The 12,957-nt window shown below is 59.9% G+C and carries 12 protein-coding genes; 11 read left to right on the forward strand and 1 reads right to left on the reverse strand.

Features of this window, described 5'->3' with window-relative positions:
• Nucleotides 1-25 precede the first annotated feature (25 nt).
• The 3 genes from BFL40_RS00820 to BFL40_RS00830 all read left to right on the forward strand — a co-directional run bounded on the left by BFL40_RS00820 (nt 26) and on the right by BFL40_RS00830 (nt 2,067).
• A complete protein-coding gene (locus tag BFL40_RS00820) occupies nt 26-1,036 on the forward strand; it encodes a class 1 fructose-bisphosphatase (protein ID WP_003237460.1) in 1,011 nt (336 codons plus the stop codon).
• Between the two features lie 176 nt (nt 1,037-1,212).
• The gene (locus tag BFL40_RS00825) at nt 1,213-1,467 is read left to right on the forward strand and encodes a hypothetical protein (protein ID WP_071482621.1); all 255 of its coding nucleotides are present in this window, start codon (nt 1,213-1,215) and stop codon (nt 1,465-1,467) included.
• 30 nt (nt 1,468-1,497) lie between these two features.
• Nucleotides 1,498-2,067, forward strand: coding sequence for a lipocalin family protein (locus tag BFL40_RS00830; RefSeq protein WP_071482622.1), 570 nt, complete (start codon nt 1,498-1,500; stop codon nt 2,065-2,067).
• Between the two features lie 129 nt (nt 2,068-2,196).
• Here the strand turns inward: BFL40_RS00830 and BFL40_RS00835 are convergent, their stop codons facing one another.
• Nucleotides 2,197-3,561 carry a formimidoylglutamate deiminase gene (locus BFL40_RS00835; protein ID WP_071482623.1) on the reverse strand — a complete coding sequence of 455 codons (1,365 nt, stop codon included), beginning with the start codon at nt 3,559-3,561 and terminating at the stop codon, nt 2,197-2,199.
• Nucleotides 3,562-3,708: 147 nt separating this feature from the next.
• On the opposite strand from BFL40_RS00835, the gene hutC reads away from it, so the two are divergent.
• From hutC to hutH, 8 genes are all read left to right on the forward strand, one after another.
• Entirely contained in the window at nt 3,709-4,419 is a 711-nt protein-coding gene (gene hutC / locus BFL40_RS00840; RefSeq protein ID WP_173668614.1) for a histidine utilization transcriptional repressor HutC, read from the forward strand.
• Nucleotides 4,416-4,976 carry a HutD/Ves family protein gene (locus BFL40_RS00845; RefSeq protein ID WP_071482624.1) on the forward strand — a complete coding sequence of 187 codons (561 nt, stop codon included), beginning with the start codon at nt 4,416-4,418 and terminating at the stop codon, nt 4,974-4,976. Before hutC ends, BFL40_RS00845 begins: the two co-directional genes overlap by 4 nt.
• 344 nt (nt 4,977-5,320) lie before the next feature.
• Entirely contained in the window at nt 5,321-6,991 is a 1,671-nt protein-coding gene (hutU, locus tag BFL40_RS00850; RefSeq protein WP_016972277.1) for a urocanate hydratase, read from the forward strand.
• A 43-nt stretch (nt 6,992-7,034) separates the two neighbouring features.
• Nucleotides 7,035-8,492: a purine-cytosine permease family protein gene (locus tag BFL40_RS00855; protein WP_071482625.1), complete on the forward strand. Its 1,458-nt coding sequence runs from the start codon at nt 7,035-7,037 to the stop codon at nt 8,490-8,492.
• Nucleotides 8,493-8,561: 69 nt separating this feature from the next.
• Nucleotides 8,562-9,527, forward strand: coding sequence for an ABC transporter substrate-binding protein (locus tag BFL40_RS00860; RefSeq protein WP_071482626.1), 966 nt, complete (start codon nt 8,562-8,564; stop codon nt 9,525-9,527).
• A 71-nt stretch (nt 9,528-9,598) separates the two neighbouring features.
• Nucleotides 9,599-10,450: an ABC transporter permease gene (locus BFL40_RS00865; protein WP_071482627.1), complete on the forward strand. Its 852-nt coding sequence runs from the start codon at nt 9,599-9,601 to the stop codon at nt 10,448-10,450.
• Nucleotides 10,447-11,271: a quaternary amine ABC transporter ATP-binding protein gene (locus BFL40_RS00870; RefSeq protein ID WP_071482628.1), complete on the forward strand. Its 825-nt coding sequence runs from the start codon at nt 10,447-10,449 to the stop codon at nt 11,269-11,271. The genes BFL40_RS00865 and BFL40_RS00870 overlap by 4 nt, the downstream gene beginning before the upstream one ends.
• Before the next feature lie 84 nt (nt 11,272-11,355).
• Nucleotides 11,356-12,879 carry a histidine ammonia-lyase gene (gene hutH / locus BFL40_RS00875; protein ID WP_071482729.1) on the forward strand — a complete coding sequence of 508 codons (1,524 nt, stop codon included), beginning with the start codon at nt 11,356-11,358 and terminating at the stop codon, nt 12,877-12,879.
• The last annotated feature ends 78 nt before the right edge of the window (nt 12,880-12,957 follow it).

Below are 12,957 nucleotides of genomic sequence, written 5' to 3' on the forward strand. Positions count from 1 at the left end.
AGCCCCCCATTTTCCGGAGCCTTCCATGTCCCGCGTTACCCTGAGTCGCTATTTGATCGAGCAGACCCGCAGCAACAACACGCCTGCCGATCTGCGCTTCCTTATCGAAGTGGTGGCGCGTGCTTGCAAGGAAATCAGCCACGCCGTGTCCAAAGGCGCACTGGGTGGTGTCCTGGGCAGCATGGGCACTGAAAACGTCCAAGGTGAAGTGCAGAAGAAGCTCGACGTGATCTCCAACGAGATCCTGCTCGAAGCCAACGAATGGGGCGGTCACCTGGCCGGCATGGCGTCCGAAGAAATGGACAATGCCTACCAGATCCCGGGTAAATACCCGAAAGGCGCCTACCTGCTGGTGTTTGACCCACTGGACGGTTCGTCCAACATCGACATCAACGCACCGGTCGGCACCATCTTCTCCGTACTGCGTTGCCCGAACGAATACCTGAGCCAGAACGAAGCCCTGAACGAAAAGGCCTTCCTGCAGCCAGGCACCGAGCAGGTGGCTGCCGGTTACGCAATCTACGGCCCACAGACCATGCTGGTGCTGACCCTGGGCGACGGCGTCAAAGGCTTCACCCTGGACCGTGAAATGGGCAGCTTCGTACTGACCCACGAAGACATCACCATTCCTGCCTCCACCCAGGAATTCGCGATCAACATGTCCAACCAGCGTCACTGGGAAGAACCCGTCACCCGCTACGTGGGCGAGCTGATGGCCGGCGAGGAAGGCCCGTTGAAGAAAAACTTCAACATGCGCTGGGTCGCCGCGATGGTGGCCGATGTGCACCGTATCCTGACCCGTGGTGGCCTGTTCATGTACCCACGTGACAGCCGCGAGCCGTCCAAACCGGGCAAACTGCGCCTGATGTACGAAGCCAACCCGATGTCGTTCCTGGTTGAGCAGGCGGGCGGTGCGTCCACCGACGGCCACCAGCGTATCCTCGACATCCAGCCGGAAGGCCTGCACCAGCGTGTGGCGGTATTCCTGGGTTCGAAGGAAGAAGTTGAGCGTGTGACGGCTTATCACAAGAAGTAAGTCTGTGCGATAAGTGGCCGGCGTTGTTGTGAGCCGGTTCACCCTTAAAAAAGCCCCGAAACGTTTCAGCGTTTTCGGGGCTTTTTTGTTTTTGCTTGTCGGGAACCAGACACCCCTTTTCCCTTCTAAGCTTCTGGCAGACACCCCAGCTGCTTCTTCTCTCCAGGAGTTTTTCCATGTCGTTACGCCGTCTCGCTTTGCTGGCTTTTTGCGTGCTATTGGCCGCTTGCAGCAAGGTCAACCAAGAAAATTACGCGAAGCTCTCGGCTGGCATGGCCAAGGCTGAGGTGGAGTCGTTGCTGGGCAAGCCGAGCGATTGTTCCGGCGCACTGGGCATGTCCAGTTGCACCTGGGGCGATAAAAACAGCTTTATCAGCGTGCAGTACGCCGGTGACAAAGTTCTGATGTTTTCCGGGCAAGGCCTGAAGTAAACCGGGGCGCGAGCCTACGGGAGAAAAAGAATGATGCGTTTTGTTTTATACCTTTGTGCCAGCCTGTTTTTGGCGGGCTGCGCCAGCCATTCTGGCGATGATCTGCAACCCAAGACAGCCGGCAACGTCAACCTCAAGCGTTACCAGGGCACCTGGTATGAGTTGGCCCGATTGCCGATGTACTTCCAGCGCAATTGCGCGCAGTCCGAAGCCCGTTATACCTTGCTGCCTGATGGCGACATGTCGGTGTTCAACCGCTGCCTGACGACCGAATGGAAATGGGAAGAGGCCAAGGGCACGGCCACGCCGCAAGTGTCCGGCAAGACCGACAAGCTCTGGGTGGAATTCAATAACTGGTTTACGTCGCTGCTGCCGGGCGTCGCCAAGGGCGATTACTGGGTGTTGTACGTCAGCGATGACTACAAGACCGCCATCGTCGGCAGCCCGAACCGGCGCTATATGTGGTTGTTGTCCCGGACCCCGACGGTCAGCGCCGATACCCTCGAAGACCTGCAAAGCAGGGCGCGTCAGCAGGGTTATGACACGACTCGTTTGATCTGGCGTACGTCGGACAAGCAGATGGCCAAAACCTCGCAGTAATTTTGCGATCGCCGCCAATCAAAATGTGGGAGCTGGCTTGCCTGCGATGGCATCAACTCGGTGTACCTGATGTACCGAGGTAACTGCATCGCAGGCAAGCCCGCTCCCACATTTGTTATGTGTTGCCTGTTAGCCCAGCAGATCTCTCAATACTTGAGTGAACGCCCGGCTGCTTTCTTCCTCGCCAGCATGGCGCCCATCCCGCACCACCCACTTTCCGTTTACCAGCACATCGCGGACCTGCCGATCACCACCGGCGAACAACCAACGATTGAGAATCCCATCCTCGGTCGCCGTCGCCAGGTAGGGATCGTTGCCATCCAGCACCAGCCAGTCTGCGCGCTTGCCCACTTCCAACCGACCAATTGGCTGGCCCAGCGCCTGGGCACCACCGTCCAGCGCGGCATCGAACAGCGTGCGGCCGACCATCGGCTGATCACTGCGATACAGGCGATTTCGCCGCTGATCACGCAGGCGTTGGCCGTATTCCAGCCAGCGCAGTTCTTCCACCACGCTCAGTGATACATGGCTGTCGGAGCCGATACCCATACGCCCACCTTGGGCGAGGAAATCCACCGCCGGGAAAATCCCGTCGCCCAGGTTGGCTTCAGTGGTCAGGCACAAACCGGCAATTGCGCGGCTCTTGGCCATGCGCGTCACTTCTTCGGGGTTGGCGTGAGTGGCGTGTACCAGGCACCAACGCTCATCGACATCGACGTTGTCATACAGCCATTGCAGCGGACGTTTGCCGCTCCAGGCCAGGCAGTCGTCGACTTCTTTCTGCTGCTCGGCGATGTGGATGTGCACCGGGCAAGCCTTGTCGCTGGCGGCCAGGACTTCATTGATTTGTTGCGGCGTGACGGCGCGCAGGGAGTGGAAGCACAGGCCCAACTGCTGCGTCGGTTGCGCGGCGAGGATTGGCTTGAGTTGCGCTTGCAGCTCCAGATAGTTTTCAGTGCTGTTGATAAACCGTCGCTGGCCTTCATTCGCAGGCTGGCCACCAAACCCGGAGTGGGTGTAGAGCACCGGCAGCAGCGTCAGGCCGATACCACTGCTGGCGGCTGCCTGGCTGATTTGTCGCGACAACTCAGTGCGGTCGGCATACGGCTGGCCGCTGACGTCGTGGTGCACGTAATGAAATTCGGCCACCGAGGTGTAGCCGGCCTTGAGCATCTCGATATACAGCTGGCGCGCGATGACGTGCAGTTGGTCGGGACTGATCTTGCCGACCATGCGGTACATCAAGTCGCGCCAGGTCCAGAAGCTGTCATTCGGGTTGCCGGCCACTTCGGCCAAACCGGCCATGGCGCGTTGGAACGCATGGGAGTGCAGATTCGGCATGCCCGCCAACACCGGGCCTCTGAGCCGTTCGGCGCCGTCTGCACTGGCATTGGGTTCAACGTGGGTCAGCAGGCCGTCGGCGCTGACTTCAAAGCGTACATCGTTGGCCCATCCATTAGGCAGCAGCGCGCGTTCGGCAAAGAAAGCGGACATGATCAAGGCACCCCGGTCGTGTGTTTATTTGTATATACATATACAGACGTTTGCCTGCTCGGTAAACTCCGGCAATCTATGCATCTTTTCAACCTGCAAGGATTCCCTGTGCCGACTCCGCCTGCCAAGTCTTCGCTGGCTGCCCACATGGACGAAAGTCCGGCGCCCTTGTATGCCCGCGTCAAACAGATGATCAGCCAGCAGATCCTCAACGGCAACTGGCCGCCGCATTACCGCGTGCCGTCCGAAAGCGAACTGGTCAGCCAGTTGGGCTTTAGCCGCATGACCATCAACCGCGCCTTGCGCGAGCTTACCGCCGAAGGTTTGCTGGTGCGTATGCAAGGCGTCGGTACGTTCGTCGCTGAGCCCAAGAGCCAGTCGGCGCTGTTTGAAGTGCACAACATTGCCGATGAGATCGCTTCCCGCGGTCATCGCCATACCTGCCAAGTCATCACGCTGGGCGAAGAGGCCGCCGGCTCCGAGCGCGCGGTTGCCCTGGAAATGCGCGAAGGCGGGCGGGTATTCCATTCGCTGATCGTGCACTTCGAAAACGACATTCCCGTGCAAATCGAAGACCGCTTCGTCAACGCCCTGGTTGCACCGGAATACCTGCAGCAGGATTTCACCCAGCAAACCCCCTACGCCTACTTGAACCAAGTGGCACCGCTGACTGAAGGCGAGCACGTGGTCGAAGCGATCCTCGCCGATGCCGCCGAGTGCAAGTTGTTGCAGATCGAGCCGAGCGAGCCGTGCCTGTTGATTCGTCGACGTACCTGGTCGGGTCGCCAGCCGGTGACCGCTGCGCGTTTGATCCACCCCGGTTCCCGTCACAGCCTGGAAGGACGTTTCAGTAAATGAGTGCAGTGAAAGTCTGGCGCGCCGCCGATTACGTGCGCATGCCGTGGAAAAACGGCGGCGGCAGCACCGAAGAAATTACCCGTGACGCAGGCACAGGCCTGGATGGTTTTGGCTGGCGCCTGTCGATTGCCGACATTGGTGAGTCGGGTGGGTTCTCCACATTCGCCGGCTATCAGCGCGTTATCACGGTGATCAAAGGCGCGGGCATGGTCCTGACGGTGGATGGCGAAGAGCAGCGTGGGTTGTTACCGCTGCAACCTTTCGCCTTCAAGGGTGAAAGCCAAGTGTCTTGCCGCTTGATCTCCGGGCCGATTCGCGATTTCAACCTGATCTACTCGCCGCAGCGTTACCACGCGCGGTTGCAGTGGGTGGATGGCGTGCAGCGCTTTTTCAGCACGGCGCAGACTGTATTGGTGTTCAGCGTTGCTGATGAAGTGAAGGTGTTGGACCAGGTGCTGGGCCATCACGACTGTCTGCAGGTGGACGGTAACACTGGGCTGTTGGACATCGCCGTAGCTGGCCGCAGCTGCATTATCGAACTGACTACACGCGGTTAAAAAATGTGGGAGCGAGCAAGCCCGCTCCCACATTTGTTTTGTGGTGTTCACACGATTTGTTTCCAGCCTGCGCACCAATTTGTTACCGAACGCCCCAGCGTGGCGCAAAACCATGCTGAAGTGACAAACCTCCTCTGCTGCAAAACTCCTCCGAAAGAAATTTCATCAAACCCCTAAGCCTTATTTTTCAAGGCTCGCACACCCATTCCAAAAAATTCTCAACAGCTCGCGCAGAAAGTTGGCCGCTTGATTGCATATGCTTGTATGTACAAGTAGAGATGTGTGCGTAAGAGTACTCTTCGCACCAATCATGTTCGCGCATCGATCGCTGAGGAGTCTGAGTTGTGACCAAGCCTACAAAATACCGTGACGTTGAAATCCGCGCCGCTCGCGGTAACAAGCTCACCGCCAAAAGCTGGCTGACTGAAGCGCCGCTGCGCATGCTGATGAACAACCTCGACCCACAAGTGGCCGAGAACCCGAAAGAACTGGTGGTGTACGGTGGTATCGGCCGTGCAGCGCGCAACTGGGAGTGCTACGACCAGATCGTCGAAAGCCTCACCAACCTGAACGACGACGAAACCCTGCTGGTGCAATCCGGCAAACCGGTCGGCGTGTTCAAGACCCACAGCAACGCACCACGCGTACTGATCGCCAACTCCAACCTGGTGCCACACTGGGCCAGTTGGGAACACTTCAACGAACTGGATGCCAAGGGCCTGGCCATGTACGGCCAGATGACCGCCGGCAGCTGGATCTACATCGGTAGCCAGGGCATCGTCCAAGGCACCTACGAAACCTTCGTCGAAGCCGGTCGCCAGCATTACAACAGCGACCTGACCGGCCGTTGGGTCCTCACCGCCGGCCTCGGCGGTATGGGCGGCGCCCAGCCATTGGCTGCAACCCTGGCCGGCGCCTGCTCGCTGAACATTGAATGCCAGCAGGTCAGTATCGATTTCCGCTTGAACAGCCGCTATGTCGACGAGCAAGCCACCGACCTCGACGACGCACTGGCTCGCATCGCCAAATACACCAAAGAAGGCAAGGCCATCTCCATCGCGCTGCTCGGCAACGCGGCTGAAATCCTGCCGGAACTGGTCAAGCGCGGCGTGCGCCCCGATATGGTCACCGACCAGACCAGCGCCCACGACCCGCTCAACGGCTACCTGCCGGCCGGCTGGACTTGGGACGAATATCGCGCCCGCGCCAAGACCGAGCCTGCCGCCGTGATCAAGGCCGCCAAGCAGTCGATGGCCGTGCATGTAAAAGCCATGCTGGAATTCCAGAAGCAAGGCATCCCGACCTTCGACTACGGCAACAACATCCGTCAGATGGCCCAGGAAGAGGGCGTGGAAAACGCATTCGACTTCCCAGGTTTCGTACCGGCCTACATCCGCCCCCTGTTCTGCCGTGGCATCGGCCCGTTCCGTTGGGCTGCGCTGTCGGGCGACCCGCAAGACATCTACAAGACCGACGCCAAAGTCAAAGAACTGATCCCCGACGACGCCCACCTGCACAACTGGCTGGACATGGCGCGCGAGCGCATCAGCTTCCAGGGCCTGCCGGCGCGTATCTGCTGGGTTGGGCTGGGTCAGCGCGCCAAGTTGGGCCTGGCATTCAACGAAATGGTACGCAGCGGCGAGCTGTCGGCGCCGGTTGTGATCGGCCGTGACCACCTGGACTCCGGCTCGGTATCCAGCCCGAACCGCGAGACCGAAGCCATGCAGGACGGTTCCGACGCCGTGTCCGACTGGCCACTGCTCAACGCCTTGCTCAACACCGCGAGCGGCGCGACCTGGGTTTCGCTGCATCACGGCGGCGGCGTAGGCATGGGCTTCTCCCAGCACTCCGGCATGGTGATCGTCTGCGACGGTACCGACGAAGCGGCCGAGCGGATTGCCCGCGTGCTGCACAACGACCCGGCCACCGGTGTGATGCGTCACGCAGACGCCGGTTACCAGATCGCGATCGACTGCGCCAAGGAGCAGGGCCTCAATCTCCCAATGATCAAGTAAGCCGGCACCACCCGAAAAACAATCCATCAGAGGTTGAACACACATGGCTGCAAATGACGCACGTGCAAGCACCACCCCGTTGATCGAAAGGCGTTCGATCGACTACATCCCGGAAGCGGAAAGACACGGTCGTCTATTGAGCCAGTTCACCCTGTGGCTGGGTGCCAACCTGCAGATCACTGCCATCGTCACCGGGGCCTTGGCCGTGGTGCTGGGCGGTGATGTGTTCTGGTCGTTGATCGGTCTGTTGATCGGTCAACTGCTGGGCGGCGGCGTCATGGCGCTGCATGCGGCGCAAGGCCCGCAATTGGGCTTGCCGCAGATGATCTCCAGCCGGGTGCAGTTTGGTGTGTATGGAGCGGTGATCCCGCTGGTGCTGGTGTGCCTGATGTACATCGGTTTCTCGGCCAGCGGCTCATTGCTGGCGGGGCAGGCGGTGGCGCAGCTGCTGCACGTGGAAGACTGGGTCGGCATTGTGTTGTTCGCCGGGCTGATCATGGTGTTCACCATCTTCGGCTACCGGGTTATCCATGGCATCGGCCGCATTGCCAGCGTGCTTGGCGTGATTGCGTTCGCGTACCTGTTCTACAAGCTGTTGGCCGGTAACGACATCGGCGCGTTGTTGGGCAACAAGCACTTTTCCCTGAGCAGTTTCCTGCTGGCGATTTCGCTGTCGGCGTCCTGGCAGATTGCGTTCGGCCCTTATGTGGCGGACTACTCGCGCTACCTGCCGCGCAGCACTGAGGCCAAGAAAACCTTCTGGGCGGTTGGCCTGGGTTCAGTGATCGGTGCGCAGGCGTCGATGGTGTTCGGTGTGTTCGCAGCGGCCTTGGCCGGTTCGCAATTCGCCCACCACGAAGTCTCGTTTATCGTCGGCCTGGGTGGCACCGGCATTGTCGCGGCGCTGCTGTATTTCAGCATCGCCTTCGGCAAGGTCACCGTGACCACGCTCAATGCCTACGGCAGCTTCATGTCGATCGCGACGATCATCAGCGGCTTTCGTGGCAGCCGGCACATTTCGAGTGCGGTGCGCCTGCTGTACATCTTCCTGATGGTGTCGATTGCCGCCGCGCTGGCGTTGCTGGGCAAGGACTCGTTCCTCAAGGATTTCTCCGCGTTCATCCTGTTCCTGCTGGCGTTTTTTACGCCATGGAGCGCGATCAACCTGGTGGACTTCTACTGCATCACCAAAGAGCGCTACGACATTCCGGCGCTGTCCAATCCCAATGGTCGGTACGGCCGCTGGAACCTGATGGGCATCAGCATCTATGTGTTCGGCGTGCTGATCCAGATGCCGTTCATCTCCACGCATTTCTACACCGGCCCACTGGTCGCCAGCCTTGGCGACACCGATATCTCCTGGATCATCGGCCTGGTGGTGCCTGCTGCGCTTTATTACTGGGCCGCGAAAAAGTGGCACAGCGCAATACCTGAAAAACTGATCCTGCCGGTAGAGCAGGGCGCTATACCAACGACAAACGGGCTGGCTGCACAGGCCTGATGGGACGTGGACAGGGCAGGATGCCTACTGACTGCCGTAATCCATTTCAAGATTGGGAGCGTCACAACAATGAAAATGAATAAGACCCTGTTGGCCACATTGTTCTCAGCAGGCGTACTGGCAAGTGCAAGCGCCCAGGCGGCAGGTTGGTGCGAATCGGGTAAACCGGTGAAATTTGCCGGTCTGAACTGGGAAAGCGGCATGTTGCTCACGGACATCCTGCAAACCGTTCTGGAAAAAGGCTACGACTGCAAAACCGACAGCCTGCCGGGTAACTCCATCACTATGGAAAACGCCCTGAGCAGCAATGACATTCAAGTGTTTGCCGAAGAGTGGGTCGGCCGCAGCGAAGTCTGGAACAAGGCCGAGAAGGCCGGCAAAGTCGTCGGCGTCGGTGCCCCTGTTATCGGCGCTGTCGAAGGTTGGTACGTGCCGCGTTATGTGATCGAAGGCGACGCCAAGCGCAAGCTGGAACCCAAGGCGCCGGACCTGAAAAACATCGCCGACCTGGCCAAGTACGCCTCGGTGTTCAAGGACCAGGAAGAACCTTCCAAAGGCCGTTTCTACAACTGCCCGGCCGGTTGGACCTGCGAGCTGGACAACAGCGAGATGCTGAAAAGCTACGGCCTGGAAAGCACCTACACCAACTTCCGCCCTGGCACCGGCCCGGCGCTGGATGCAGCGGTGCTGTCGAGCTACAAGCGTGGCGAACCGATCCTGTTCTATTACTGGTCGCCTACCCCGCTGATGGGCCAGGTTGATCTGGTGAAGCTGGAAGAAAAGCCCGGTGTGGATAAAAGCGTGAGCATCAAGGTCGGCTTGTCCAAGACGTTCCACGAGCAAGCCCCGGAACTGGTGGCGGTGCTGGAAAAGGTCAACCTGCCGATCGACCTGCTGAACCAGAACCTCGGTCGCATGGCTAAAGAGCGAATTGAATCGCCAAAACTGGCGAAAATTTTCCTCAAGGAACATCCTGAAGTCTGGCACGCATGGGTGAGCGACGACGCAGCCAAGAAAATCGACGCGGCCTTGTAGGTTGAGCGTTCCCGGTTGCTTTAACAGGCAACCGGGCGCCCGGCCACAACCCACTGGATCGAGAGCACGATATGTTTCCTGAGCGTTTTACGTTTTCCATTGCCGACTGGGTCAACGGTTGGGTGGATTCACTGGTTACCAACTACGGCGATGTGTTCCGGCACATCTCCGACACCCTGTTATGGGCCATCGTCAACCTGGAAGGGTTGCTACGCGCGGCGCCTTGGTGGCTGATGTTGGCCATCGTCGGTGGTGTCGCCTGGCACGCCACCCGCAAGGTGGTGACCACGGCGGTGATCGTCGGTTTGCTGTTCCTGGTGGGCGCCGTTGGCCTGTGGGACAAGCTGATGCAAACCTTGGCACTGATGATGGTCGCCACAGTGATCTCGGTGCTGATCGGCATTCCCTTGGGCATCCTCTCGGCGCGTAGCAATCGCCTGCGTTCGGTGCTGATGCCGCTGCTCGACATCATGCAAACCATGCCCAGCTTCGTGTACCTGATCCCGGTGCTGATGCTGTTCGGCCTCGGTAAGGTCCCGGCGATTTTCGCCACGGTGATCTACGCCGCGCCGCCGCTGATTCGCCTGACGGATCTGGGTATTCGCCAAGTCGACGGCGAAGTCATGGAAGCCATCAATGCCTTCGGTGCCAACCGCTGGCAGCAACTGTTCGGCGTGCAGCTGCCGCTGGCACTGCCAAGCATCATGGCCGGTATCAACCAGACCACCATGATGGCGTTGTCGATGGTGGTGATCGCCTCGATGATCGGCGCCCGTGGCTTGGGTGAAGACGTACTCGTCGGCATCCAGACTCTCAACGTTGGCCGTGGGCTCGAAGCCGGGCTGGCGATCGTGATTCTTGCAGTGGTCATCGACCGCATTACCCAGGCCTATGGTCGTCCACGGCACGAGGCGAGCAAATGACTACTGTCAGCAAAATTGAAGTAAAAAACGTCTTCAAGATTTTCGGCGCCCGTTCCAAGGATGCACTGGCCATGGTCGGCCAGGGCAAGACCAAGGACCAGGTACTGGCCGAGACCGGTTGCGTGGTCGGCGTGAACGACTTGTCCCTGAGCATCGGCACCGGTGAGATCTTCGTGATCATGGGCCTGTCGGGCTCCGGCAAGTCGACCCTGGTGCGTCACTTCAACCGCCTGATCGACCCCACCAGCGGCGCGATCCTGGTGGACGGCGAAGACATCCTGAAACTGGACATGGAAGCCCTGCGCCAATTCCGTCGACATAAGATCAGCATGGTGTTCCAGAGCTTCGGCCTGTTGCCCCACAAGAGCGTGCTCGACAACGTTGCCTACGGCCTGAAAGTGCGCGGCGAAACCAAGCAGGTCTGCGCCGAACGCGCGCTGCACTGGATCGAAACCGTGGGCCTCAAAGGCTACGAAAACAAATACCCGCATCAGCTCTCCGGCGGCATGCGTCAGCGCGTCGGCCTGGCCCGCGCCCTGGCGGCCGACACCGACATCATCCTGATGGATGAAGCGTTCAGTGCCCTCGACCCGCTGATTCGTGCCGAGATGCAGGACCAATTGCTGGAGCTGCAAAAGACCCTGCACAAAACCATCGTGTTCATCACCCACGACCTCGACGAGGCCGTGCGCATCGGCAATCGCATTGCAATTCTCAAGGACGGCAAGCTGATCCAGGTCGGCACGCCTCGCGAGATCCTGCATTCGCCGGCGGATGAGTATGTGGATCGGTTTGTACAGCGGCGGGCGGCGGTGGTCTGATCCGGATGACAGCGGGACGCAGAGCGTCCCAGGTGGCATTCCCACGCAGAGCGTGGGAACGATCAAATTGAAGAAGGTATGAAGATGTCCCTGGCTGAAAAAATCATCATCGCCGACGTCCCCATGCGCTGGCAGGACGTGGTCGCCGTGGCCCGTCACGGTGCTGTTCTCGAACTCTCGGGCCACGCCTGGGCGCGTATCGACAATGCCCAGGCCATCGTGCAGCGCATCGTCACCAGCGGTGAGCGCGCCTATGGCGTGAACACCGGTCTGGGCGCGCTGTGCAATGTGTCGCTCAAGGGCGAGCAACTCAGCCAACTGTCGCGTAATACCTTGCTGAGCCACGCCTGCGGCGTCGGTCCGGTACTCAGCGATGAGCAAACGCGTGCGATCATTTGTGCGGCAATTATCAACTACAGCCACGGCAAATCCGGCCTGCATCCGCAGGTGGTGCATTCGTTGCTGGCGCTGCTCAACCACGGCATCACGCCGCAAGTGCCGTCCCAGGGCTCGGTGGGTTATCTGACCCACATGGCGCATGTCGGCGTGACCTTGCTGGGTGTTGGCAATGTGAGCTACCGGGGCCAGGTCGTCCCGGCGCAACAGGCCCTGAGCGCCGAAGGTTTACAGCCGGTGGTACTGGGTGCCAAGGACGGTCTGTGCCTGGTCAACGGCACGCCGTGCATGACCGGCCTGAGCTGCCTGGCCTTGGCTGACGCGCATCATTTGCTGCAATGGGCCGACGTGATCGGTGCCATGAGCTTTGAGGCCCAGCGCGGTCAGATTGACGCCTTCGACGAAGCCATCATCGCCCTCAAGCCGCACCCGGGCATGCAACAAGTCGGCATCAACCTGCGCGCCTTGCTCGACGGCAGTGAAGTGATCGCCAGCAGCAAAGGCATCCGTACCCAGGACGCGCTGAGCATCCGCTCGATCCCGCAGATTCATGGCGCGGCGCGCGACCAGGTGGAACACGCCACTCGTCAGATCGAGACCGAACTCAACAGCGCCACCGATAACCCGTTGGTGCTCGGCACACCGGACAACTACCGCGTGGTGTCCCAGGCCAACCCCCACGGACAATCCGTGGCGCTGGCGGCCGACATGCTCGCCATCGCGATGGCCGAAATCGGCTCCGTGGCCGAGCGTCGCCTGGACCGCCTGATCAACCCGCACGTCAGTGGTCTGCCGGCGTTCCTGGTCAGCAACCCCGGGGTCAACTCCGGGATGATGATCGTGCAGTACGTCGCCGCCTCCCTGTGTGGGCAAAACCGCCAGTTGGCGCAACCGGCGGTGCTCGACAACTTTGTCACCTCGGGCCTGCAGGAAGACCATCTGAGCATGGGCACCAATGCCGCGCTCAAGCTGCATCAATTGTTGGCCAACGTCACCCAGATCCTTGCCATTGAGTACCTGCTGGCGGCCCAGGCGTTTGAGTTTCTCAAGGACCAGCGTTTCGGCGCGGGTACTGACAGCGCCTGGCGCCTGTTGCGTGAAAAGGTCTCGCCTTACGAACAAGACCGCTGGCTGGCGCCGGACATCGCGACGGCGGCCGCACTGCTCAAGGATGCCAACCTGCTGCACCGCACCTTGCCGAATTTGCACTGAACGTTTTTCCAACAATAACCAGCGTGCCAAGCCGCGAGTCGTTCTAAAAGAACACCGCGGCGGATAACGGAAGCATCC

It is taken from the genome of Pseudomonas costantinii (assembly GCF_001870435.1).
GTDB classification, from domain to species: domain Bacteria; phylum Pseudomonadota; class Gammaproteobacteria; order Pseudomonadales; family Pseudomonadaceae; genus Aquipseudomonas; species Aquipseudomonas costantinii.

Excerpts from the sequence above, each read along its gene's own strand:
- BFL40_RS00820 (WP_003237460.1), top strand. The coding sequence starts at position 26 with ATGTCCCGCGTTACCCTGAGTCGCTATTTGATCGAGCAGACCCGCAGC.
- BFL40_RS00825 (WP_071482621.1), top strand. The coding sequence starts at position 1,213 with ATGTCGTTACGCCGTCTCGCTTTGCTGGCTTTTTGCGTGCTATTGGCC.
- BFL40_RS00830 (WP_071482622.1), top strand. The coding sequence starts at position 1,498 with ATGATGCGTTTTGTTTTATACCTTTGTGCCAGCCTGTTTTTGGCGGGC.
- BFL40_RS00835 (WP_071482623.1), bottom strand. The coding sequence starts at position 3,561 with ATGTCCGCTTTCTTTGCCGAACGCGCGCTGCTGCCTAATGGATGGGCC.
- hutC (WP_173668614.1), top strand. The coding sequence starts at position 3,709 with ATGGACGAAAGTCCGGCGCCCTTGTATGCCCGCGTCAAACAGATGATC.
- BFL40_RS00845 (WP_071482624.1), top strand. The coding sequence starts at position 4,416 with ATGAGTGCAGTGAAAGTCTGGCGCGCCGCCGATTACGTGCGCATGCCG.
- BFL40_RS00855 (WP_071482625.1), top strand. The coding sequence starts at position 7,035 with ATGGCTGCAAATGACGCACGTGCAAGCACCACCCCGTTGATCGAAAGG.
- BFL40_RS00860 (WP_071482626.1), top strand. The coding sequence starts at position 8,562 with ATGAAAATGAATAAGACCCTGTTGGCCACATTGTTCTCAGCAGGCGTA.
- BFL40_RS00865 (WP_071482627.1), top strand. The coding sequence starts at position 9,599 with ATGTTTCCTGAGCGTTTTACGTTTTCCATTGCCGACTGGGTCAACGGT.
- BFL40_RS00870 (WP_071482628.1), top strand. The coding sequence starts at position 10,447 with ATGACTACTGTCAGCAAAATTGAAGTAAAAAACGTCTTCAAGATTTTC.
- hutH (WP_071482729.1), top strand. The coding sequence starts at position 11,356 with ATGTCCCTGGCTGAAAAAATCATCATCGCCGACGTCCCCATGCGCTGG.